Raw genomic sequence first — 21553 nt, 5'->3', positions numbered from 1 at the left:
GCGCAAGCAGCAGCGCCGACGTTATTCCTTGCGCGGAGAACCGCCGATGCGCGCCAGCAGGCCGCCATCGACGCGTACGACCTCGCCGGTGACGAAGGAGGCATCGTCGGACAGCAGGAAGGCGACGACTGCGGCAATCTCTTGCGGCTGGGCGGTACGGCCGAGCGGATGCATGTTGTCGAGGATGCGCAGGATCTCGTCGGGCTTATCGTTGAGCTTGACCGCATCCCGCAGCATCGGCGTGTCGACCGCGCCCGGAGCGACGGCATTGACGCGCACACCGAGTGGCGCATAATCGACGGCCATCGATTTGACCAGCCCGATCAGGCCGTGCTTGGCCGTGCTGTAGGCCAGAACCCCTTCCTGGCTGGCCAGACCCTGCACCGAGCTCATATGGACGATGGCGCCGCGGCTTTGCCGCAGCAGCGGCATCGCCGCGCGGGAGAGCAGGTAGGCAGCCTTGAGGTTGACGTTCATCACCTCGTCCCAAAGCGCCTCGTCCGTGGTCTCCACCGTTCCGTAACGCTGGATGCCGGCATTGTGGGAGAGCATGTCGAGCCCGCCGAACGCGGACCGGGCAAGCTCGACGGCGCGGCCACAGGCTTCAGTGTCGGCGGTCGAGCCAAGCACGGTGTGCACGGTCACGCCGCGCGCCGAAAGCTGCGCCGCGACGTCATCCAGCTGATCGCCCGCCCGGTCGAACAGAATCAGGTCGACGCCTTGCCGGGCCAGTCTTTCGGCGACAGCACGGCCGATGCCCATGGCCGCCCCGGTGACCAGTGCGCGTTTTTTGAACTCAGCCATTTATCCTCCCTCGAACAGTGGCGCCGATCGACTACCATGGTAGTCGATCGGCGCCACTTGACGTGCCCTTCTTTGCCGAACCGGCCAAAGCGTGTTCGGCGTCATGTCGATCCTTGCATGAAAGCCAGCGTTTCCGCGCGCGTCGGTGCGCCGAGCCGTCCGCCAAAGCGCAGGCACTTTAGCGCGGCCGCGGCGCTCGCCACTGCTATCGCCCGCTCTTCGTCCCAACCTTCGGCTAGGCCGAGAGCGAAGGTGCCGTGAAACACGTCGCCCGCCGCCAGGGTGTCGACGGCTTCGACCCGCGGCGACGGCAGATGACGGACATCATTGCTGCCCGAGTAGCGGAACACGGTGCCGTTCGCCCCATCGGTGACCGCCACGAAGGCGCCGGTCCGTTCGCCGAGAATGGCGACGGCGGAACCGGCGGAAACCTCTGGACCGCAAAGGATGCGTGCCGCCGGCAGCGAAGCAACGACATGCGAGGCGAGCGGCAGTAGCCGGTCGAGCACCGGTCGCGACGCGACATCGGCGTCAAGGATCGCCGGGATGCCGCACTCGCGAGCCTTCGCCAGCGCCGGGGCCGCGGCTCCGGGCCAGCGGACATCAACCAGCACGGCGTCGAAGCGGGAAAAATTCGCGGGCGGAAGACGGTCAGGATCGGCTTGCGTGACGGCATCGTAGAAGGGCACAATCATACGCTCGCCGGCGGCATCGACCAGGATCGTGGCAATGGCCGAGCGGCCACCTTCAACCCTGCGCACCAGCGAACAGTCGACCCGCTCCGCCTCCATCTGGGCGGTGACGTCCCGGCCGACGGCATCGTTGCCGACGCTTGCCCATAGCCAGACCTGACCGCCCTGGCGGCTGGCCGACGCGGCCGCGCTTGCTGCCATGCCGGCCGCGATCTGCACGGCCTCGCTTGGCAGGAACTTGCCGGCGCCGGAGGGCAGGACATCGAGGCGCAAGATCGTATCGTAGGTGAGCGCGCCGACGCAAAGCAGGCGGGGCGCCGTCATTGCAGCCGGTAGCCGCGCTGATGGGCAATCGCCGTCATCACGCCTCTCAATTCGGCAAGGCCGCGAAGACGGCCGATCACGGGATAGCCGGGATGGGTGTGCCGCGCAGCGTCATCGATCAGCTCATGGCCATGATCCGGGCGAAACGGCAGCAACGCCGCCGGTTCGCCGGCGTCGCGGCGGCCTTGCTGCTCGTCGAGCAAGATCGAGACCACCGAGACCATGTCGACATCGCCGCTCAGATGCTCGGATTCCATGAACGAGCCGTCCGGGTCCTTGCTGACGTTGCGCAGATGCACGAAGTTGATCTTGTGCGCAAAGCGCCTGACGATGGCGGGCACGTCATTGGCCGGGTTGGCGCCCAGCGACCCCGTGCACAAGGTAAGGCCGCTATTAGCCGATGGCACTGCGTCCAGGATAAAGGCGATGTCGTCCGCGTTCTTGACGATCCGGCACAGGCCGACGAGATCGCGCGGCGGATCGTCCGGGTGGATCGCCAACGTGACGCCCGCCTCTTCGGCCGCCGGCAGAACGTTTTCGAGAAAACGGACGACGTTCTCACGCAGTCGGTCGTGCGACAGGCTCGACTGCTCGGCCACCACTTCGCGCAATTCCGCTATGTCATAGCGCTTGAAGGCGCCTGGCAGGCCGGCCATGATGTTGGCAAGCAGACGCTCTTTTGACGCACCCGGCGTCGTCTCGAACCATTCGCTCGCCCGCTGGAGAACATCGGACGCATAGTCGCGCTCCGATCCCTTGCGCTGCAGCATGTAGCAATCGAACGCGGCAAGCTCGTGCATGTTCATGCGGAGCGCCCGTCCGCCGCCCGGCAGCGGCGCAGCCAGGTCGGTCCGGGTCCAGTCGAGGATCAGCATGAAGTTATAGCAGACCGTGCGCACACCGCAGGCGCCGAGATTCCGTAAGGTCTGCCTGAAATTGTCGTAGAGCCGGTCGAGATCGCCGCGGCCGAGCTTGATGTCTTCGTGCACGGGCACACTCTCGACGACGCTCCATTTCAGGCCCATCGCCGGATCCGCCTCGATAAGCGCCTGGCGCTGCCTGATGGCGTCAATCGGCCAGACTTCGCCGTAAGGGATGTCGTGCAGTGCCGTCACGATGCCGGTCGCGCCGGCCTGCCTGGCATGGGCAAGCGTTGCCGCGTCGCTCGGCCCAAACCATCGCCACGTCTGCTCCATTCGACCTCCAGCCATGGAATTTTCGATGAGACCCCGGTGTATTGGATGCTACCATGGCAGTCAATTGCCGCAGTCCAGTGCCTGTGTCCGCGTTCGGGCGGCCGCCCTATGAGAGATTACAACGATACGTGGCGTTCAGATTGAACGGCTATTCAAGGTCCGAGTTTCGGCTGGCCCAAATCGCGCCGCGTTCGAACATCGTGCGCATTTGCGGCACGGCGAACTCGTCGGCGGTGTGCCCGAGCGCGCTGTAGAAGACGCGGCCCTTGCCGTAGCGGCGCTTCCAGACAACCGGCATGACGACGCCGGCGATGAAATCGAGATGCTCGCCGGTGAAAGTAGTCGTCGCCAGCACCTCGTTGGTCGGATCGACATGCATGTAATACTGCTCTGAACGGTAGGCGAAGCCGTCGATGCCTTGCACGACCGGATCGTCTGGACTGGTGATGTCGACGTGATAGTCGATGATGTTGCCGGGATGGGCGATCCACTGGCCGCCGGTCATGAACTGATATTCCGGTTCGTTGCGGAAGCTGTCGCACATGGTGCCGTGAAAGCCCGCAAGGCCGGTGCCGGCCCTGACGGCGCTGGTCAGGTTTTGCAGCTCCGGCTTTTCGATTGTCGACATGGTGATCACCGGGACAATGAGATCGAGCTTGCCCAGCTGCGGATCGGCAAGTGCCGAAGTCCCCTGCTCCAGCTGCACGTCGAAGCCGTTGCCGGCCAGCATCTCCTTGACGATTTCGGCGCTTCGGGCCGGGGTGTGACCTTCCCAGCCGCCCCAGAAAATCAGTGCCGTCTTGCTCATCGCATTGTTCCCTATTCCAGAATTCCAAAAGGCAGATCGGCGCGCATCGGCGCCGGCCGGGCGCAGCCATATCTGAGATCGATACGCCGCCCTGTCTCAGATGAAGAGATGATCGATTCCATGATTTCCAGGACATGGAGGGAAAGGTCGAGACTGGCGCGGTGTTGTCTGCCCGAGACGATCGCCTGCGCCATGTCGGCAAGGCCGAGGCCCCGGTAATTGCCGTCGCCATAGGAATTGATCTGATCGGCCACCGTCCAGTCGCCCTTGCGCTGGCTGGTCCTGATGTCGCCCTGGAACTGGTTGGGATCGGAGACGATCATCGAGCCCGTGGTTCCGTAAAGTTCGATGTGATTGTGTTCATGCTTCCAGACGTCGAAGCTGGTGGTGATCGAGACCGCGGCGCCATTCTCGAATGCGAGCAGCCCGGAAATATGGGTCGGCACCTCGACCCGGATGGTTTCGCCCTGGCGCGGTCCAGAACCGATGGTGCGGGTGGCGTAGGAAGACTTCGCCTGCCCGGTCACGGATTTTACCGGACCCAGGAGATTGACCAGGCAGGTCAGATAGTACGGTCCCATGTCGAGCATTGGCCCACCGCCGGGCTGATAGTAGAAATCCGGATTGGGATGCCAGAGCTCGTGGCCGGGCACCTGCATGAAGGCAGAGCCGGCGACAATGGTCCCGACCGTATCCTTATCGACCAGGCGCCGCGCCGTCTGGTGGGAGCCGCCAAGAAAGGTGTCGGGTGCGCAGCCGACGCGCACGCCCTTTTCGCGCGCGGCCGCGACCAGCCGCTCGGCGTCGCTGAGCGTCGTTGCCAGCGGCTTCTCGGAATAGACGTGCTTGCCTTGCCCGACAGCCTGCAGGCCGACCGGCACATGATGCTGCGGCGTCGTCAGATTGAGCACGATCTCGACGCGCGGATCGGCCAACAGCGCGTCGACCGGCATGGCAGCCAGGCCGTGGGCCGCTGCTTTCGCCTCGGCTGCCGCCCGGTTGATGTCGGCGACGCCGACAATGTCGAGCACCGGGAATTGTGGCGATGCCTTCAGATAGGCATCCGAAATGTTGCCGCAGCCGATAATGCCGACGCCGATGCTGCGCATGGGCTTCTCCTCAAAAGGCGGCATTGATGAAACAGCAGAACTCGTTTGTCACCCCCCTTTCGGCCGGACGACGTTATCCCGTGACAAGTATATACCTAGAGAGCCTCAGAACCGCTGCCCGATCACAATCGCGCGCCTATGCGCGAGCCGCTTGCTTTCGAGGTCGAACGGCCGGTACTCAGCAACACTGCTTCATGTAGCTTGCTCGACATTTCTGATGCCGGCTTTGAGCACAGCACAGATTTTCACCCGTAGAAGGACGCACATGATCCGCCCACAAGGAACCGTCGCACCGATTCTGACGCCGTTCGAAAACGACGGCCGCATTGCCCGCGACCTCTGGATATCACACGCCAAATGGGTGCTGGATCAGGGAGCGCATTTCCTGTCGCCGTTCGGCACCACGGGCGAGGCGTTGTCCGTCTCGTTGCGCGAGCGCATGCAAGCGCTGGAGTGGCTGGTCGAGGCCGGCATTTCGCCAGGCCATCTGATGCCCGGCACCGGTGTCACAGCACTTGCCGAGACCGTCGAGCTGACGGCGCATGCCGTCGGGCTCGGCTGTGCCGGGGTGATGGTGCTGCCGTCGTTCTTCTATACGGCCGCCGGCGACAACGGACAGGCCCGCTACTATGGCGAGCTGATCGAACGGGTGGCGAACCCGGCGATGAGGATGATCCTCTACCACATCCCGCAGAATTCCGGCGTACCGGTGAGCCCGGCGTTGACCGCCCGCTTGAGCGAAGCGTTTCCGGATGTCGTGGTGGCTTACAAGGACAGCGCCGGCGATTGGAACAACACCGCGGCGGTCATTGCGGCAGCTCCAGGGGTCGCGGTGTTCCCTAGTTCGGAAGCACAGCTGACGAAAGGCCTCGCCAACGGTGCTGCGGGCTGCATCTCGGCGACGATCAATCTGAATGCCGCAGCGATCCGGGCCGTCTACGACGCTGCGCTGGCGGGAGAGGACATTACTGACGCGGATGCCGCCATCAAGGCGTTCCGCAAAATCATCCAGGACGCCGGCCTCATCTCCGCGATGAAGGCAGTGCTGGCGGTACGGTCCGGCGACAGACGCTGGCTGAACCTGCGCGCGCCGCATGAGAACGCGACGCAAGCCACCGGCGAAGCTTTGCTCGCCGCTCTCGGCCCGCTAGCCGACCATATCGGCCGGAGCTGACTATCGAGCCGTGTTCAGGGCGGCAGCAGCGCGTATCAGCGCCTTGAACGCATTCTCATCTATGTCTTCGCCCTCACGGATATCGATGGCGCGCCTGGTGTTGCCTTCGAGACTGGAGTTGAACAGGCCTGCAGGATCCGGCAGGGAGGCGCCCTTTGCGAAGGTCACCTTCACGACGTTCTTGTAGGTCTCGCCGGTGCAGATTATTCCGGCGTGCGACCACACCGGAACGCCTCGCCACTTCCACTCCTCGACCACTTCCGGGTCAGCCTGCTTGACGAGAGCGCGGACATGGGAAAGCGTCTTGCCTCGCCAATCGCCCAGCTCACTGATCCTCGCATCTATCAGCTGCGAGGGGGAGCTCTCTGCATTTCCTTCCATAGAGCCACTCTTCATCACCATTGTCGCTTTCCCCAGGGTTGTTGCCGCTCGCCCGTCACATGAATACCGCTAGTCGGCACCGGGTTTGCGGGAATGACTGGCATTCCACTCACATTCGCTCGCCAGGCAACTGGCTGGCTTGCTTTACCCAGTCGGTGAGTTGAGCTTCGTCGAGCTGGTCGTCCTCGCGGATGTCGAGGTAGCGCACGTCCTTGTGCTTGGACTCGCCTGGAGGGAAAGGATGCAGCGACGTGCCGCGGAAGAAAGCCAGCTTGATGTACTTTGTGAAGCAATGGAAGTTGAGGAACCAGCCTTGACCCTCTACGCCATAGAAGGGCGAGTTCCATTTGACGGCCTTGCGCAGGTTGGGAACGTTGCGCTCGATGAGTGCGTCGAGGCGGCGGCCGACGTCGCGTTTCCAGCCCGGCATGGCCGCGATGTAGGCCTGCACAGGAGCGTCACCATCACCCTTCGGGATCTGCGGGTTGCCGCCTGCGAGGAGGACCGGCTTGGCGGCTGCAGGCTTGGCGGCCGGCTTCTTCGCGACCGCCGCTGACTTGATGGACGTCTTGTTGGCCATGCGGTCACTCCAATGCGCCGGTGCCCCCTGCGTTGCGCCACTTGGGAGCGTAAGGCAGCACGAACATGTACAGTCCGGTAAGCAGGAGCAAGCAGAGTGGAAACAGCGGCAAGAGGTATACCCAGTAGGCGGGTTCCTTGCCTACTCCCAGGCTGATGAAGATGGCGGCGACGACCGCCGCAAAGATGATCGACAGCCAGCGGTGGATCTGCCGAACCCATTTGTTCCAATCCATTGAGACCTCCTCTGAAGACGAACCGAAGCGGATCGGGCAGCCCGTTTGGCGACTCCCGCCGGGCAGCCACGCCACTGAACGCATGCTTTACCAGCGCGCCAGTTGGGTGATTTGAACGAGATTGCCGCAGTTGTCGTTCAGCTGGGCGATGGTCGAGCCGGTTACTTCGGTCGGCGGCATCGTGAACTTGGCGCCGCGCGCTTTGATGCGCTCGTAGTCGCCCTTGACGTTATCGGTGAAGAACATGACCGCGGGCTGGCCCTGCTGGAAAATGGCTTGCTGGTAGGTCTTTGCAGCGGGGTTGTCATTGAGCGCGAGTTGCAGCTCGGCACTGTCCGGCTCGTCGCGTGATGCGACGGTCAGCCAGCGAAACGGCCCATTGCTGAAATCGGCCTTCTTGGTAAAGCCGAGCGTTTCGGTGTAAAAGCCCAGTGCCTTTTCCTGGTCGTCCACGTATACTTTGGCCAACTTGATCTTCATTGGCTTGCCTCCATTATCGCCTCGTGATGTCGCTCTGTAACAGAGCCCTTGCCTGGATAGCCCAGCGGATCTCAGTCCGTCCGCGCCAGAACCTGCTCCAGATCGTCAAAGAACCTCGGCCAGCCGACTTTGGCACCCCGGAAGTAAGGCTGCTGATCCGGCCGGAAGCCCGACTGTTCCATGCGCAAGCGGGCTCCGGTGCTCGTGGGGGTGAGGGTCCAGGAGACGACACTCTTGAGATCCTTGGTATCCCACGTGTAAGTCAGTGTTCTGTTCGGCTCGACCGTCTGCACCTGACATTCGACAGCGCCCCAGTCTGCGTGAAGATTGAAACGGTGGTCCGCGACAGGTTTGAAGTCATTTTTCATGAGCCACTCCTCGATCAAGTGTGGTTGCGTGAGCGCGCGCCAGATCTTCTCGGGCGGATAAGCGATTTCCCGTTCGACAACGACGGAGAGCGTTTCGGTCGCCATTTCGTTCACTGGTCCATCCTTTTGAGCAGGTCTTCGAGGTCGTCGAACCGGCTCTGCCAGAACCCGGTCATCTGGCTTGTCCAGTCAATCAGGGGGGCAAGCGCAGCAAGCTGCGCGCTATAATGGGTCTGTCGCCCTGCATGGCGGTCGCGCACGAGCCCGGCCTGCCTCAAAACGCCGAGATGTTTTGACACGGCCGGTTGCGAAATTCCGGCCTGAGCCGTCAGAGCCCCGACCGTCTGCTCTCCTTCGCGACACAGCCGCTCAAAAATAGCGCGCCGAGTCGGATCGGCAAGCGTTCTGAAGAGTACATCGTGAGCGTTTGGCATTGGGATCGATAACTCTTCGGCTATTGATCGATGTATAACCGCCGGGATATGTGTGAGTCAAGCGGGAAGCGGCATAATTCTCGTTGCAGGTCACCTGCTTCGCTCACGCAGCCAGTTGCTTATTCGCCGTGCTCTGCACTGGAATTGTCACGCGTTATGCGCTACATGACCATCTACATGGTCAGGAGCGTGACATGGATGCAGTCAATCTGGCGGACGCCAAGGCACATCTGAGTGAGCTCGTCGACCGGGTTGAAGCTGGAGACTCGATCGACATAACCCGGCGTGGCAAGCCGGTCGCCAGGCTCACGGCCGTGGCCCGCCCTCGCAAACGGATCGACGCCGTCCTGCTCCAATCCCTGACCGCAACCATGTCTCTGCAGGCTCAGGCTGCCGCCGATCTGGTGCGATCGATGCGAGATGGCGATCGCTATTGACGTCCTATCTCGATACTTCGCTGATCATCGCGGCGCTATCCAACGAAGCCGTGACCGCGCGCGTTCAGGGCTGGCTGGCGGAGCAGGACCCAGCGCAACTTGTGATCAGCGGCTGGACCATCACCGAGATGTCCTCCGCCATGGCGATCAAGCTTCGGACCGGACAGATCGACCTGGAGCAACGCGCGGCAGCGCTCGCGATGTTCAATAGGCTTGTCGCTGAGAGCTTCACCGTGCTGCCGGTGACGGGCGGGCATTTTCGGGTCGCCGCGAAATTCGCCGATCAGCATATGCTCGGGCTTCGTGCTGGCGACGCCCTGCACCTCGCGACGGCATCGGAGCATGGCGCCACGGTGTGGACCCTCGACCAGCGGCTCGCCGAGGCAGGACCGATTCTCGGCGTGCCGACGCAGTTGCTGGCATGATCGAGGCCCTCTCCTCCAAAATGAATAAACCGATTGAGGCTCGCCGAGCGGTACGGCCTTTCCACCTATGACGCGATGATCGTCTCCGCGGCGGTTCACGCTGGCTGCGATACACTCTGGTCAGAGGACATGCAGCACGGAATGGCGCTCGACGAAGGCTTGCGCATCGTTAATCCCTTTCGCGTTGCGAGCTGATCACGCTCATTGAAGGGAGCTGGCCGGGAGCGAACTGGCGGCTTTCGATGTTGCCGAGCGGCGCGTCGGGCACGGAGAGCGATGCTGTCAACCACAAGCGTCTGCGCGGGCGAGGAGAAAGGCCGCCTCGCGCACGTTGCGGGTGAGCTTGGCCGCAGCCTCGAATTCGGCGCGGGCCTCGGCCAGCCGGCCGGCCCGAAACAGAAAATCGCCCCTCGCCGCCGGCAATGGCGCATAATTGCGCAAGGCGGCGGCGTCGGCAATCTCGTCTACCAGCCGCAGGCCCGCTTCGGGCCCGAAGGCCATGCTGTGGGCGACCGCTCGATTGAGATCGACCACCGGCGAGGGCATCACTGCACGCAGCCGGTCGTAGAGCGCTGCGATGCGGGGCCAGTCGGTGTCGGCCGGACTGCGCGCCCGCGCGTGACAGGCTGCAAGCGCGGCCTGCAACACATAGGGGCCATCGCCCCCGAGGGCTTCGGCACGGGCCAGCGCGTCAAGGCCTCGGCGGATCAGCAGCTGGTCCCAGCGCGCGCGGTTTTGCTCGGTCAGGGTCAAGAGGGCGCCGTCCGGCCCGATGCGTGCCGGCAGGCGCGATGCCTGGATTTCCATCAGAGCCAGCAGGCCGAACACCTCGGCATCCTCGGCCATCAACCCCGCCAGCATGCGGCCGAGCCGTTGTGCCTCCAGGCACAGGCTCGGCCGGACAAGGTCGTCGCCTGCCGTGGCGGCATAGCCTTCATTGAAGATGAGATAGATGACCTCCAGCACCGAGGACAGACGCGCCGCACGCTCGGCGCCGCGCGGCACCTCGAAGCTGAGCCTGGCCTTTCCGATCGTCCGCTTTGCGCGGACGATGCGCTGGGCGATCGTCACCTCGCTCGACAGGAAAGCACGGGCGATCTCGTCCGTCGTCAGGCCGCCGATGACACGCAGCGTGAGGGCCGCGCGGGCGTCGGCCGAAAGTATGGGGTGGCAGGCTGTGAAGATGAGGCCCAGCAGTTCGTCGCCAAGATCGTTGTTCATGGCCATTTCGTTTCCCTCGGCCGTACCGTCGCACTCGCCGTCCAGCTCCCGCGCGATCTCCTCATGCTTGCGCTCGCGCATCTTGTCGCGACGGATCGCATCGATGGCGCGGTGTTTGGCGACTGTCATCAGCCAAGCGCCAGGATTGGCCGGAACGCCGGTCCTGGACCATTCGGATAGGGCTATGACGAGGGCGTCCTGCACCAGTTCCTCTGCAAGATCGACATTGCGCACGAGGCGGGCCAGGCCCGCGATGAGCCGGGCCCGTTCAATGCGAAAAATCGCCTCGATCGCCTGCTGCGTCTCGCCTGCCGTCATGCTGCCTTATCGGCCAAAGCCATAACGAAGGCAAAGCAGGTTGCGGCCGACAGGTTCAGTTGCCGCTGAGCTTCTCGCGCGTCCGGTCATGGATTTCCGTGACCTCCGGCGTCAGATTCCCATTGCCAATCAGCCATCTCGTACAGCGGCCGGATTTCAATCTCGCTCGGTCCCGGCATGGGATTGGGGCAGCGCTTCACCCAGGCGACCGCCTCGTCCATGTCCTTGACTTCCCAGAGCCAAAAGCCGGCGACCAGTTCGCGGGTCTCGGCGAAAGGCCCGTCGATGACCGTCCGGCGGGGGCCATCGAAGGCAACGCGCTTGCCCTGCGAGGAGGGCTTGAGGCCATCGGCGTCGAGCAAGATGCCGGCATTGCGCAGCTCGTCGTTAAACCTGCCCATCGCCTCCATCGCCTCCTTCGCCTCGGGCGTGGGGACAAAGCCCTTTTCGCTGTCCTCGGTAGCCTTCACGAGCACCATCACACGCATCGTCTGTCTCCTTGTTGAGCCGGACTCACCGGCCCGGCATCGAAACGACGAACGGAGTTTAGGAAATCGACATTGTCCTGCAAATTTTTTTCAAGGTTGAGGAGAAGCCGCCGATCGCGGCTCCCCTGGTCAGGAATCGCGATGGCGCGATATCGAGATTGGGCGCAACGCTGGTCGCCGATTGTAAGTAATTGAGTGGCCCGCCTAAACCATTTCGGGACGTTTTGAGGCCTCGCGGATCGCCTTGTGCACGCTGCGCTGCAAATCCATGAAGGCCGGGGTTTCCATGACCTCTTCCCGGCGCGGGCGCTCGATGTCGACATTGAAGGTCTGCATGATGCGTCCTGGGCCGATCCCCATCACGACGATGCGGTCCGACAGGTAGACGGCTTCTTCCACATCATGGGTGACGAAGAGCACGGTGAGCCTGTGCTCCTCCCAGATCTGCGTCAGGAGTTCCTGCATCTGATGCCTGGTCAAAGCATCGAGCGCGCCAAAGGGCTCGTCCATCAGAAGCATTTTGGGTCGATAGGAAAGAGCACGCGCTATGGCCACCCGTTGCTTCATGCCGCCCGAAAGCTCAGACGGATAACGATTGGCGCTGTGAGGGAGCTTGACCAGATCGAGATGCTCGCGTGCTATCCTGCGGCAGGTCGCGCGATCATGACCCGCGGCCTTGAGGGCGAACTCGATGTTCTGCTGCGCCGTCAGCCAGGGAAGCAGGGTGTAGGACTGGAAGACGACGCCGCGGTCGAGGCCCGGCTGCAGGATCGGCGCGCCATCGATGGCAAGATCTCCCGCGTCGAAATCCTGCAGTCCGGCAACGATCGACAGCAGCGTGCTCTTGCCGCAACCCGACGTGCCCACCAGCGAGACGAACTCGTTGTCGGCAAGATCGAGATTGATATCGCGCAGCACTTCCGTGCGCCGCGCGCCCGTGCCGAAGCTCTTGTGGAGACCCTCGATCCGCAATTTGGGCAAACTCATCGGCCCGGCCTCATTGCACGTGGCCCTCCTGCCGGAACAGCACTTTTCCCAGTGCCTTCATGACCTGGTCGGTGATGAGGCCAAGCACGCCCAGCAGCAAGATGTAGCCGATGATGGTGTTTGTCTGGAAATAACGCTGGGACACGGTGATGCGGTAGCCGAGCCCTGATGTCGCCGCGACAAGTTCCGCCAACACCAGCCAGGTCCATGCCCAGCCGAGACTGATGCGCAACGTATCCCAGATGCCTGGCAAGGCGCTGGGAACCACGATGCGCGTCAGGATCCTGCGATCCGGCAGGCCGAGCGTCCTGCCAAGGCCGATGAAATCAGCGGGAACCCGCTTCACATTGTCCATGATCATCAGCACCTGCTGGAAGAAGGTGCCGATGAAGATGATCAGGAACTTCTGGGCATCGCCGGTCCCCGACCACAGGATGGAGAGGGGCACGAAAGCGACCACCGGCATGTAGCGGATGAAATCCACAAGCGGCTCGATCGCCGCTTCCCAAGTCCTGAAGCTGCCGATCAGCACGCCAATCGGAATCGCCAATGCCGAGGCGATGAGGAAGCCAACAGAAATACGGTATATCGAGGTCCTGAGATCCAGCCACAGCGTGCCGTCACCCGAGAGCTTGCCGAGCTGGGTCACCACGCTCCCCGGCGAGGGCAGGAAAATCGGCTTTACCAGCCCCAACCCCGTTGCCGCCCACCAGGCGAGGCCGAGGCCGGCAAAAACCGCCACTGCTATCATCAGGAAGCGCGAGCGTGCGATGGGTGCGCCGATCCCGGAGGATCGGCGACGGCGCATCGGCTGTTTGATCACCTGCCCCGGCGCTGCGTGAGACGGGCTTGGCTTGGTCGCACGCTGCTCGGACATTTGCGTCACCACCGCGAGCCGGCCCTCGTCATTTCGCGGCCTTGACGAATGACGGGTCGATCATCTGCTCCGGCGTCACGTCCGCCTGAAGCAGCCCGGCGTTCTTGGCGGCTGCCTCGACATCGGCGAATGTCTTGGTGGAAAATTCGCCCGTCAGCGCATCCTTGTTTTCAGCGAGAGTATAGTAACGCACGCCATCAAAGGCGGTGTTGAGGTCTTCGACGCTCGAACCAACCGCCTTGGAGATGATCGCCCGGCCGTCGGGCGTGTCGGCATTGTAAGCCTTCAGGGCCGCATCCCAGGTTTTGATCATGGCAAGCACCTGGCCGGGACGCGACTTGATCACCTCATCGCGCACCACCAACACGTCACTGATCAGGCCGGGATCTTCGCCTGCGGTGAAGAGCAGCTTGACGTCCTTGTTCTGTGCCCTGGCCGCGGTGAGATAGGGCTCATAGGTAACCGCGACCGGGACCTGGCCGGCGATCAACGCACTGCCGGCATCCGCCGCCGGCATTGGAACCGGCTGGACATCGGCGATGGACATGCCGTTCTTGGCGAGCGCGTATTTGAGCAGGATGTCGCTCGTCGTGCCTTCCTCGAAAGCCACCTGTTTGCCCTTGAGGTCGGCGACGGAGGCGATGTCCTTGCCGGCGATCATGGCGTCCGCCGTCATGCTGACGTCGAGCAGAAGCACGATCTTCACCGGCAGGCCGGCCGCAACCATGCCCATAGCCGTGTGGGTCGCGATGTTGGCGGCATCGAGCTGGCCGCTCGCCAGGGCGGCGTTGATGTCCTTGTCCTCGGCGAAGTTCACGATCTGCACGTCGGACAGCCCGTTTGCCTTGAACAGACCCTTGGCTTCGGCGACGTGCCACTGGCCGTAGCCAAGCCATGGCTCGATGCCTATCTTGAATGTTCCTGCCTCAGGCGTCGCCGGAATTGTCGTGTCGGCCGCGTAGACCGCCGGGGCAAACCCGACGGCAGCAGCCATAACGAGTGCCCGAAATTGTCCTGCTAGGTTACGCATCATCTTGTTCCCCTTGATGATCAGGCCGCTTTTTTGAACCAAACATCCGGCCTGGTGAGAATGCGGGCTTCTGCTCTTGCGGCACCGTGCCTCGGCATCTTAGCTGTCCGTTCAACGAAAGTGCGACGACACTTCAACGTCAGCAACAGCGGATGTCAAGGCTAAATACATACATGCATATACAAGTTAGCCCCCCTCCTTCCGACTCTGATTCGCTTCACTGCGATCAGGTTTTTTTGGATGGAGAATATCGACTGCCAAGCGAGTAGCGGCTGCCAACGTAAGTCAGCTTGCTGATCGTGGCAACGACGGCGCCCGTCCATGTCCGGCGATGCAGAAACAGGCAGCAGCTGCCGACGTCGATGCCCAGATACCGCGCCGTCTCGGCATCGGCAGGGGTCGCCGAGATGATGTGCTCGACCTCCGTCACGGGGGTTTTCTGCATGAGGTAGTCGTAGGTCGCTGTCTTGGAAAAATCCTGCTTGTCATAGTCGGGTATCAGGCCCGGGTTGACGAAGCGCTCTTCCAGTTGCACAGGCAGGTCGTTCTCGAAGTTGACGACGATGGAATGATAGACCGACACGCGCTTTGCAAACTCAAACGAAAGCGCGAGCTCCTTTGTCGGCGTGATCTTTTCGAGGACGATAACCTCGGAGCGATGCCTGTTTCCCCGCGCGACAATTTCCGCCGCGATGTTGTTGATCTCGATCAGTGCGGATTGCGGTCGAGGCGGCGCGATGAATGTGCCGACGCCCTGGAGCCGGATCAGAAAACCCGCAGAGGTCAACTCCCGCAAGGCACGATGGACCGTCATCCGAGACACGCCGAGTGTCGCCACGAATTCATTTTCGGACGGCAGCTTGCGGTCCTTGCTCCATCGCCCCGTTCCGATATTCGTCAGGATGTAGTCCTTGACCTTCTCGTAAAGAGGGCTGGCGGTGTCGGGCAAAGTGATCATTACAAAAATCCTTTCCGGCAAGGTTCGGAAATCACACGCGCCCGGCAGACCGCATCCGGATGATTGTTTTCAAGCCATCGCCCTGTCCCGCCAACAACCGCTTATAGGCTGCGGGAACATCATCCAGGCCGATCTCCCGGTCGATCAGTTCGACCATGGGCTCGGTCAATTCGCCGAGCATCCGGATGGCGTCGGGAAGCTCATCGGCAAAGGCGTGGCATCCCAGCAATGCGATTTCGCGTTCAACCAGGATGTTGGGATCGATATCGAGGCGGCCGTGGAATATGCCGACCATCGCAACGGTGCCGCCGGCGTCGAGAACGCCGAGCAACTGGCCGAGTGCTGCGATGCTGCCGGTCGCTTCGACGGCAGCGAGCAAGGGGGCATCCGCGGTGGCGGCGGCGATGGCGTTCCGGCTCAAATCGACGATGCTGGCGCCGGTGACCCGCGCCACGCGGGCGCAGCGGCCCTGATTGCGGTCGGCGACGAGCACGGTACCTGCGAATGTCCGGGAAAGCAGCAGTGCGGCAAGCCCGCCAATGGTCCCGCAGCCGACGACAAGAACGGAACCGGCCGTTTTCGGCAGACGCCGCACTGCGTGCAACGCTACAGCCAGCGGCTCGGCCATCGCCGCGACCCGTTCGTCAAGCACGGCATCGACGATGTGCAGGAGGCGTGCGGGCAGGACCGCCTGTTCGGCAAATCCGCCGTCGCATATCTCGCCGACAAAGCCCAGCGACGTGCAAAGATGCCGCTTGCCTGCATGGCATTGCGCGCATTCTCCGCACCAGAAACGGGAATCGGCGACCACTCGGTCGCCAACACCGACGGTATCCACGCCCTCGCCGATGGCAATCACCGTGCCTGTCAGCTCATGGCCGGCCGTGGACGGCGATCGGCTTATCCATTGGCCCGTGCGGAAGTTGTGGAGATCGGAACCGCAAATGCCTGCGGCATCGACCCTCAGCTTCACCCAGCCTGGCTCGGGAGCGCCTGGCGCGGCGATATCCTCGACGCGCAGGTCGCCGGGTCCATGGAGCCGCGCCGCCCTCATCGTCATCGTTTCCGCTCAGCCGGCGAGATAGCGATCGCGGATCTCCGAAACCGCGTTCTCATGCGAGCTGAATCCTTCGTAGCGGGCGAGCCTGCGGGCATGCAGGGCGAGTTCCGGATAGGCCGCCGAGGTCACATAGCCGACCGACGATCTCTTGACGAAATCCGTCACGGAAAGCGGTCCAAAGGTTCGCGCCCACCGGCTGGTCGGCAGCACCGCATTGGGTCCCAGGACGAAGTTGGCGAGGGTCACCGGCGTATGCGGACCCATGAGGATCTCGGCAGCTTCCGTGATACGTCCGAGATGCGCAAATGGCTCCGCTGACAGAATCTCGAGGTGCTCCGGCGCATAGTCGTTGATGAACCGGTAGCTGTCCTCCAGCGACTCGGTCAGCACGATGCCGCCGCGCTTCCCAGTCAGCACCGCGCGTGAGAACTCCACACGCTGTTCGCTCATCCTGGACCAGTGTTCCGGTATCGCAATCAACGCGGCTTCGGCGACCTTGCGGCTGTGCGTCACTAGGTAGGCCGAGGAATCCGGCCCGTGCTCGGCCTCGATCAACAGGTCAAGAGCGGCCAAGCCGCCGTCGACGCTGTGATCGGCAAAAATGATCGCTTCGGAAGGACCGGCGGGGAGACCTGTGTTGATGATCGGGGACAACACGCTCTTTGCCGCCACCACCCAGGGGCTCCCCGGCCCGACGATCTTGACGGCAGGCTTCACGGTCTCGGTCCCATAGGCGACGGCGGCGACCGCATGGGCGCCGCCGCACTTGTACACGATCTCCACGCCGGCGATGCGGGCAGCAACCAGCGTCGCGGCGTCGACGGAACCATCCGAAGTCGCAGGCGTCACAATCGCGATCTGGGGAACCCCGGCAATCACCGCCGGAACCGAGGTCATCATCGTCACCGAGGGAAAGGCGCCTTTGCCGCGCGGCACATAAAGCGCAACGGAAGCAATCGGTGTGTATCGGTCACCCGCATAGGCGCCCGGCCGAACTTCCTTGAGCCACATCGTTTCCGGGCGCTGCTCCTCGTGGAAATGCCGGATGTTCTCAATGCCGAACCGGATACTCTCCACGACATCCTTTTCGACCTTGTCGAATGCCGCGTCGAACTCCGCTTCCGAAACTTTCAGTCCACCGTCGGCAACATCGGCTTTGTCGAGTTCGCGTGCAAACCGGAGCAGTGCCGCGTCACCTTCATCCTTGACGGCCTGAATGATTGGACGGACCTTTTCGATGAAGGAAGACAGATCTCCTTCGGCGCGTTTCAGTAAACTGGCCCGCTGATCGACGCTGAGGGATGACAGGCGGTGGAAGCTGACGTCAGACATGGCGGCTCCTTTTGTTAGAACGCAATTACGATTAGCGCTTGTCGATCACTTCTGGGACACGTCTCCGGCCCCTGAAGCCTTCAAATCGATGCGAGAAAGCCTCCATCCACGGGAATGGACTGGCCGGTTATGTAGGCTGCCGCATCCGAAGCGAGGAACACCGCGATTCCGTGCAGGTCCGAGAGATCACCAAAACGGCGCTGCGGAATCTTGGCGAGCATCGATTGCTGCCATGCCTCGTTGCTGTAGAACACGTCTGTCATCGCTGTTCTGAAATAGCCAGGCGCAATGGCGTTGACCCGGATTCCGAGATCGGCCCACTCTGCAGCAAGCGCCCGCGTCATGCCGAGGAGGCCTGATTTCGACGAGCCGTACGGCACCGCCGTGGGAACCCCAACCTCGGAGGTCAGCGAGCAGAGATTGATAATGACGCCGGGCCGTCCGGCGTCTCTCATCTGCCGCGCGGCGGCTTGGGCGCAGAAGAAGGCGCCTTTGAGATTCGTATCGACAATCCGGTCCCACAAGGCCTCGTCGACATCGAGTGAAGGCCGGACCTCTTCCACCCCCGCATTGTTGACGAGAATATCGAGACCTCCGAGCAGGCTGCCGGCCTCGGCTGTCGCCGCCCGGCAGCGGTCGACATCGGTGACATCCAGGGCGATGGCATGCGCGACCCCGCCGGCGGTGCGGATGGCGGCCATCGTCTTCTCGAGCGAGGCCACGCTGCGCGCTGTGACCGCGACGTCGGCGCCGGCCGCGCTGAGCGCCTCGGCGATGCTGCGCCCGATGCCACGGCTTGCGCCGGTTACAAGCGCCTTCCTGCCTGACAGATCGAAGAGAGATGCGTTGCGCATGTCATCGTCCTTGGTAATGTCGCGCTTGGACCGATCGCGTCGAGACTATCCGAATGCAGCTTATCTATACAAGCATGTACATCATGGCCGTAGTGCGCCATGCGGAACTCTGCTTGTCAGAGCGGCAGCGCATTGGCCGACATCGGACCGGTCTACGCGGTTCGCCCCAGCCCATCTGGAGTTCATCGGGAGGGATAGATGAAGCGCGCAGTAAACCACGACGCGATGAGCGTGGTCGGCTATACAACCCCCTGGAGTGCCAAAGCAGGCCAGCGGATCAACCTCAGCCTGTCATGCGACCGGCCGATAAAGGCCACACGAATTTGCCGGCTCGACAAGCCGGTTCCGGAATTTCTCGCCTGGCCCATCGAAACGGTAGGTGAAGCACGGCGTCGGCATTTCGACCAAGGGTCGTTCCTGTTCGTGCGAGCCGGCGAACTGGCCAAAGTACAAGCCGTCCACGACATACGTTTCGAGCTGTTCCTCACGCGCAACGAAGGTGCGCGCACGATCCTGGAAGCAGGCGCCCTCGGGCTACGCCTCCGCGACGGCGCATTTGTCGTGGAAATCGGCGGCGAAACCCTTGTCGAGAAGAAGGCGCCAACTGGTGTGTGGCTCACCGTCGAGTTGGATCTGCGGCAGGATCAATCGCGTCTGCGCATCAAATCCCATGACCGTCTCGCGCCTTACGAACTCCATGAAGGTTTTGGCGGCCCGGCGCGGAACCTCCAGGCGCAAGGCATCCATTTCGGCGCAAGCGCCACCAACCACGAACCTACCCTCAACGCGAAATGTTGCTGCGATCCGGCTCGACACCCCACAGGGGACTGTTGCCTGGGATTTCCCGACGCTGTTACCAACGCAGGCGATCCTGACGTCGGGCGGAGCAGATCCGTTGCTCCTCGACGTGATCAATCAGCCAGCCTTCTGCGTGACTTCGGCACGCTGGGACGGATCGAGCTTCGAGCCTCGCTTGGTGCCGTCGCACTACGACGCTATCCATTGCCACGACGACGACATCGGCCCGCTTGAGTGGCCGGTCTCGCACCGCGTGACGATCCCCGAAAACGCACACCCAGGCGTCTACGCGTTCCAGGCCGAATGGGAGGGTGGCTACGAACGCGTGGTGTTCTTCGTCACCTCTTCACAGGTTTCGTCGCCGCTGTTGTATCTCGTGCCGACGGCCACCTATCTCGCTTATGCGGACGAATATCTCCCGGATCATCTTTATGAATGGAAAGGCGACGACCGGGGACATCGCTTCGCGATCGCCAACAATCTGAAATCCCTTTACGACTACCATTCCGACCTTAGCGGTGTTTCCATCTGCTCCTACAAAAAGCCGAAAGTGACGCTCAGGGACGATTACGATTATCCGCTCTGCGGCTGCCCACACAATTTGCCGGTCGATCTGCATTTCCTCCGATTCTGCCACGACAATGGAATCGTGTTTGACGTCATGACCGATCACGATTTGCACGAATGCGGCATAGACGGTTTGCGTCGACATCAAGCCGTCGTCACCGGCAGTCATCCCGAATATATGTCGATCGAGATGGAGCAGGCGCTGCGGCAGTTTGTAGCCGAAGGCGGCAGCATCGCCTATCTCGGCGGAAACGGCTTTGCTGCCACTGTGGCTTTCAAGGACGACCTGATGGAGTTGCGGCGCTCGCCGCTGGAGGCCGGCCGCACCTGGGACGGCCCTGTCGCCGAACAGGCGCTGTCGATCACCAACGAACCAGGCGGCTATCTCCGCTGCCGCGGCCGAGGCGAATTCTCGCTGATCGGCGGTGCAATCTCATTGATGGGTTTCGATGGCGCACGCCCCTTCACGCGCACTGAGGAAAGCCATGAAGCAGGATGCGCATGGCTGTTCGAAGGCGTTGAAAATGCGACCTTCGGCACCGACGGCATGGTGCTGGGCGGTGCCGCGGGCTACGAAGTGGATGCGACGTATCCAGCCCTCGGCACTTCCGCTGACACCGTCGTGATCGCGCGGGCGACGGGATTTCCCGACAGCTTCTTCCAGGATCCGACGCGCTGGTATGAGGGCGGGGATAAGCAACGCATCGCCCGCCGCTGCGCCGAAATGACCCTGCGAAAGCTCGCAGCAGGCGGCTTGATCTTTTCCGCAAGCTCGGTTGCCTGGTGCGGCGCGCTGCCAGCCGCAGGCGCCATGAACGATGTCGGCAGGATCACGCTCAATCTGCTTACCCGCCTCGGTGCGACGAAAGGAGAACCAGGCCGAGAAAAATCGATAAGCTGATGGGCGCCGTTACGGAAAGACCCGTATCCGGTCTTGGGAAATCAAATCAGTCGGCGTGCACCGGCTGTTGCCTCAGCCGCAACCAGCCGGCGAAATTGCAGCCCGGTGGTGAAAGTTGGGCGGAGGCCTATGTGGCGAGCGGTGACTTGGCGGAGGAAGTCGCGAAGTTGAAAGCCCAAGAGGGCAAGCCGATCATCGCCCACGGCGGAGTGAGCTTCGCCCGCAGTCTCGTCGCCCAAGGACTGGTCGACCAGCTCGCCCTGATGGTGGCCCCGTGGCGCTGGGCAAAGGCCTGCCGCTGTTCTCCGAACTCGCCGCGCCGATGTCTCTCAAGCTGGTGAGCTCGAAAGCCTTTCCGGGGGGCGCGGTGGCGCAGATTTACCGGCCAACGTGAACAGGTCAGAGAATGTGTGCAGCCAACGAACCGACGAAGTAAGGGCGAGGTATAAATGAATGCGATCCCTTCGGATCGTCGTCGATCGATAGGAGCCTGTGCATGGCGAAGCTTGTGTTCGGAATGATGCAGTCGCTCGACGGCTATGTCGCTGGCGCCGAGGGCGGGCCCGGGCTGCCGATGCCGGGCGTGGCGCTCCATCGCCACTTCAACGCTGCGTCTCGTGGCCAGCGACCGGGTTGGCGAGGACGCGATCAGAGTGACGTACGTTCCCCGCCTGATCACAACCCACCCGACACCCTAACGTCCGTCGGACCGAAT

General features: G+C 62.6%; 26 protein-coding genes. 6 read left to right on the top strand and 20 right to left on the bottom strand.

Going from position 1 to position 21553, the window contains the following annotated elements:
- Window positions 1-21: 21 nt before the first annotated feature.
- From NKI41_RS00570 to NKI41_RS00550, 5 genes are all read right to left on the bottom strand, one after another.
- A complete protein-coding gene (locus tag NKI41_RS00570) occupies window positions 22-804 on the bottom strand; it encodes an SDR family NAD(P)-dependent oxidoreductase (protein WP_352680930.1) in 783 nt (260 codons plus the stop codon).
- Between the two features lie 101 nt (window positions 805-905).
- Window positions 906-1820, bottom strand: coding sequence for a PfkB family carbohydrate kinase (locus NKI41_RS00565; RefSeq protein ID WP_352680928.1), 915 nt, complete (start codon window positions 1818-1820; stop codon window positions 906-908).
- Entirely contained in the window at window positions 1817-3016 is a 1200-nt protein-coding gene (gene uxuA / locus NKI41_RS00560; RefSeq protein WP_352680926.1) for a mannonate dehydratase, read from the bottom strand. The genes NKI41_RS00565 and uxuA overlap by 4 nt, the downstream gene beginning before the upstream one ends.
- A gap of 148 nt (window positions 3017-3164) precedes the next feature.
- Complete coding sequence (locus tag NKI41_RS00555; RefSeq protein ID WP_352680924.1) at window positions 3165-3824, bottom strand: ThuA domain-containing protein; 660 nt, start codon at window positions 3822-3824, stop codon at window positions 3165-3167.
- An 11-nt stretch (window positions 3825-3835) separates the two neighbouring features.
- Window positions 3836-4933, bottom strand: coding sequence for a Gfo/Idh/MocA family protein (locus NKI41_RS00550; RefSeq protein WP_352680922.1), 1098 nt, complete (start codon window positions 4931-4933; stop codon window positions 3836-3838).
- Between the two features lie 265 nt (window positions 4934-5198).
- Here NKI41_RS00550 and NKI41_RS00545 point away from each other — a divergent pair, with 265 nt between their 5' ends.
- Entirely contained in the window at window positions 5199-6107 is a 909-nt protein-coding gene (locus NKI41_RS00545; protein WP_352680921.1) for a dihydrodipicolinate synthase family protein, read from the top strand.
- Here NKI41_RS00545 and NKI41_RS00540 read toward each other — a convergent pair whose 3' ends face one another.
- The 6 genes from NKI41_RS00540 to NKI41_RS00515 form a co-directional block, all read right to left on the bottom strand.
- Entirely contained in the window at window positions 6108-6524 is a 417-nt protein-coding gene (locus NKI41_RS00540; protein ID WP_352681207.1) for a DUF1801 domain-containing protein, read from the bottom strand.
- Window positions 6525-6597: 73 nt separating this feature from the next.
- Window positions 6598-7068: a DUF1801 domain-containing protein gene (locus tag NKI41_RS00535; RefSeq protein WP_352569221.1), complete on the bottom strand. Its 471-nt coding sequence runs from the start codon at window positions 7066-7068 to the stop codon at window positions 6598-6600.
- 4 nt (window positions 7069-7072) lie between these two features.
- On the bottom strand, window positions 7073-7303 hold the full coding sequence (locus NKI41_RS00530; protein WP_352612050.1) for a hypothetical protein: 231 nt from the start codon (window positions 7301-7303) through the stop codon (window positions 7073-7075).
- A gap of 87 nt (window positions 7304-7390) precedes the next feature.
- Entirely contained in the window at window positions 7391-7783 is a 393-nt protein-coding gene (locus NKI41_RS00525) for a VOC family protein (protein ID WP_352680919.1), read from the bottom strand.
- Window positions 7784-7854: 71 nt separating this feature from the next.
- Window positions 7855-8265, bottom strand: coding sequence for an SRPBCC family protein (locus NKI41_RS00520; RefSeq protein WP_352451011.1), 411 nt, complete (start codon window positions 8263-8265; stop codon window positions 7855-7857).
- Complete coding sequence (locus tag NKI41_RS00515) at window positions 8262-8585, bottom strand: ArsR/SmtB family transcription factor (RefSeq protein ID WP_023716560.1); 324 nt, start codon at window positions 8583-8585, stop codon at window positions 8262-8264. The genes NKI41_RS00520 and NKI41_RS00515 overlap by 4 nt, the downstream gene beginning before the upstream one ends.
- Window positions 8586-8779: 194 nt before the next feature.
- Between NKI41_RS00515 and NKI41_RS00510 the strand changes: the two genes are divergently transcribed.
- Both NKI41_RS00510 and NKI41_RS00505 read left to right on the top strand, forming a co-directional pair.
- Window positions 8780-9022, top strand: a complete 243-nt coding sequence (locus NKI41_RS00510) for a type II toxin-antitoxin system Phd/YefM family antitoxin (RefSeq protein ID WP_352680916.1) — start codon at window positions 8780-8782, stop codon at window positions 9020-9022.
- Window positions 9019-9447 (top strand): type II toxin-antitoxin system VapC family toxin, encoded by a 429-nt coding sequence (locus NKI41_RS00505; protein WP_352680914.1) that lies wholly within the window; start codon window positions 9019-9021, stop codon window positions 9445-9447. The genes NKI41_RS00510 and NKI41_RS00505 overlap by 4 nt, the downstream gene beginning before the upstream one ends.
- A gap of 282 nt (window positions 9448-9729) precedes the next feature.
- On the opposite strand, the gene NKI41_RS00495 is transcribed toward NKI41_RS00505, so the two are convergent.
- The 9 genes from NKI41_RS00495 to NKI41_RS00455 form a co-directional block, all read right to left on the bottom strand.
- On the bottom strand, window positions 9730-10986 hold the full coding sequence (locus NKI41_RS00495; RefSeq protein WP_352473445.1) for an RNA polymerase sigma factor: 1257 nt from the start codon (window positions 10984-10986) through the stop codon (window positions 9730-9732).
- A gap of 86 nt (window positions 10987-11072) precedes the next feature.
- Window positions 11073-11474, bottom strand: coding sequence for a YciI family protein (locus NKI41_RS00490; protein ID WP_051406115.1), 402 nt, complete (start codon window positions 11472-11474; stop codon window positions 11073-11075).
- 204 nt (window positions 11475-11678) lie between these two features.
- Window positions 11679-12461: an ABC transporter ATP-binding protein gene (locus NKI41_RS00485; RefSeq protein ID WP_352451005.1), complete on the bottom strand. Its 783-nt coding sequence runs from the start codon at window positions 12459-12461 to the stop codon at window positions 11679-11681.
- 10 nt (window positions 12462-12471) lie between these two features.
- Window positions 12472-13269: an ABC transporter permease gene (locus NKI41_RS00480; protein ID WP_352569437.1), complete on the bottom strand. Its 798-nt coding sequence runs from the start codon at window positions 13267-13269 to the stop codon at window positions 12472-12474.
- 97 nt (window positions 13270-13366) lie between these two features.
- The gene (locus NKI41_RS00475) at window positions 13367-14368 is read right to left on the bottom strand and encodes an ABC transporter substrate-binding protein (RefSeq protein ID WP_502893732.1); all 1002 of its coding nucleotides are present in this window, start codon (window positions 14366-14368) and stop codon (window positions 13367-13369) included.
- 226 nt (window positions 14369-14594) lie between these two features.
- The gene (gene hutC, locus NKI41_RS00470; protein ID WP_352502138.1) at window positions 14595-15326 is read right to left on the bottom strand and encodes a histidine utilization transcriptional repressor HutC; all 732 of its coding nucleotides are present in this window, start codon (window positions 15324-15326) and stop codon (window positions 14595-14597) included.
- Window positions 15327-15357: 31 nt separating this feature from the next.
- A complete protein-coding gene (locus NKI41_RS00465) occupies window positions 15358-16380 on the bottom strand; it encodes a zinc-dependent alcohol dehydrogenase (protein ID WP_352681204.1) in 1023 nt (340 codons plus the stop codon).
- A gap of 15 nt (window positions 16381-16395) precedes the next feature.
- Entirely contained in the window at window positions 16396-17718 is a 1323-nt protein-coding gene (gene hisD / locus NKI41_RS00460) for a histidinol dehydrogenase (protein WP_352680911.1), read from the bottom strand.
- Window positions 17719-17798: 80 nt separating this feature from the next.
- Entirely contained in the window at window positions 17799-18572 is a 774-nt protein-coding gene (locus NKI41_RS00455) for an SDR family NAD(P)-dependent oxidoreductase (protein WP_352451001.1), read from the bottom strand.
- Between the two features lie 198 nt (window positions 18573-18770).
- Between NKI41_RS00455 and NKI41_RS00450 the strand changes: the two genes are divergently transcribed.
- The 3 genes from NKI41_RS00450 to NKI41_RS00440 are packed head-to-tail and all read left to right on the top strand — an operon-like array spanning window position 18771 to window position 21179.
- The gene (locus NKI41_RS00450; RefSeq protein ID WP_352680909.1) at window positions 18771-19604 is read left to right on the top strand and encodes a hypothetical protein; all 834 of its coding nucleotides are present in this window, start codon (window positions 18771-18773) and stop codon (window positions 19602-19604) included.
- The gene (locus NKI41_RS00445; protein ID WP_352680906.1) at window positions 19549-20838 is read left to right on the top strand and encodes a N,N-dimethylformamidase beta subunit family domain-containing protein; all 1290 of its coding nucleotides are present in this window, start codon (window positions 19549-19551) and stop codon (window positions 20836-20838) included. The genes NKI41_RS00450 and NKI41_RS00445 overlap by 56 nt, the downstream gene beginning before the upstream one ends.
- Window positions 20838-21179 carry a dihydrofolate reductase family protein gene (locus NKI41_RS00440; RefSeq protein WP_352680904.1) on the top strand — a complete coding sequence of 114 codons (342 nt, stop codon included), beginning with the start codon at window positions 20838-20840 and terminating at the stop codon, window positions 21177-21179. The genes NKI41_RS00445 and NKI41_RS00440 overlap by 1 nt, the downstream gene beginning before the upstream one ends.
- Window positions 21180-21553 lie beyond the last annotated feature (374 nt).

It is taken from the genome of Mesorhizobium sp. M0601 (assembly GCF_040320845.1).
GTDB lineage: Bacteria > Pseudomonadota > Alphaproteobacteria > Rhizobiales > Rhizobiaceae > Mesorhizobium.
Note: the sequence above shows the minus strand (reverse complement) of the source record. Positions and strands in the feature narration are given on the sequence as shown.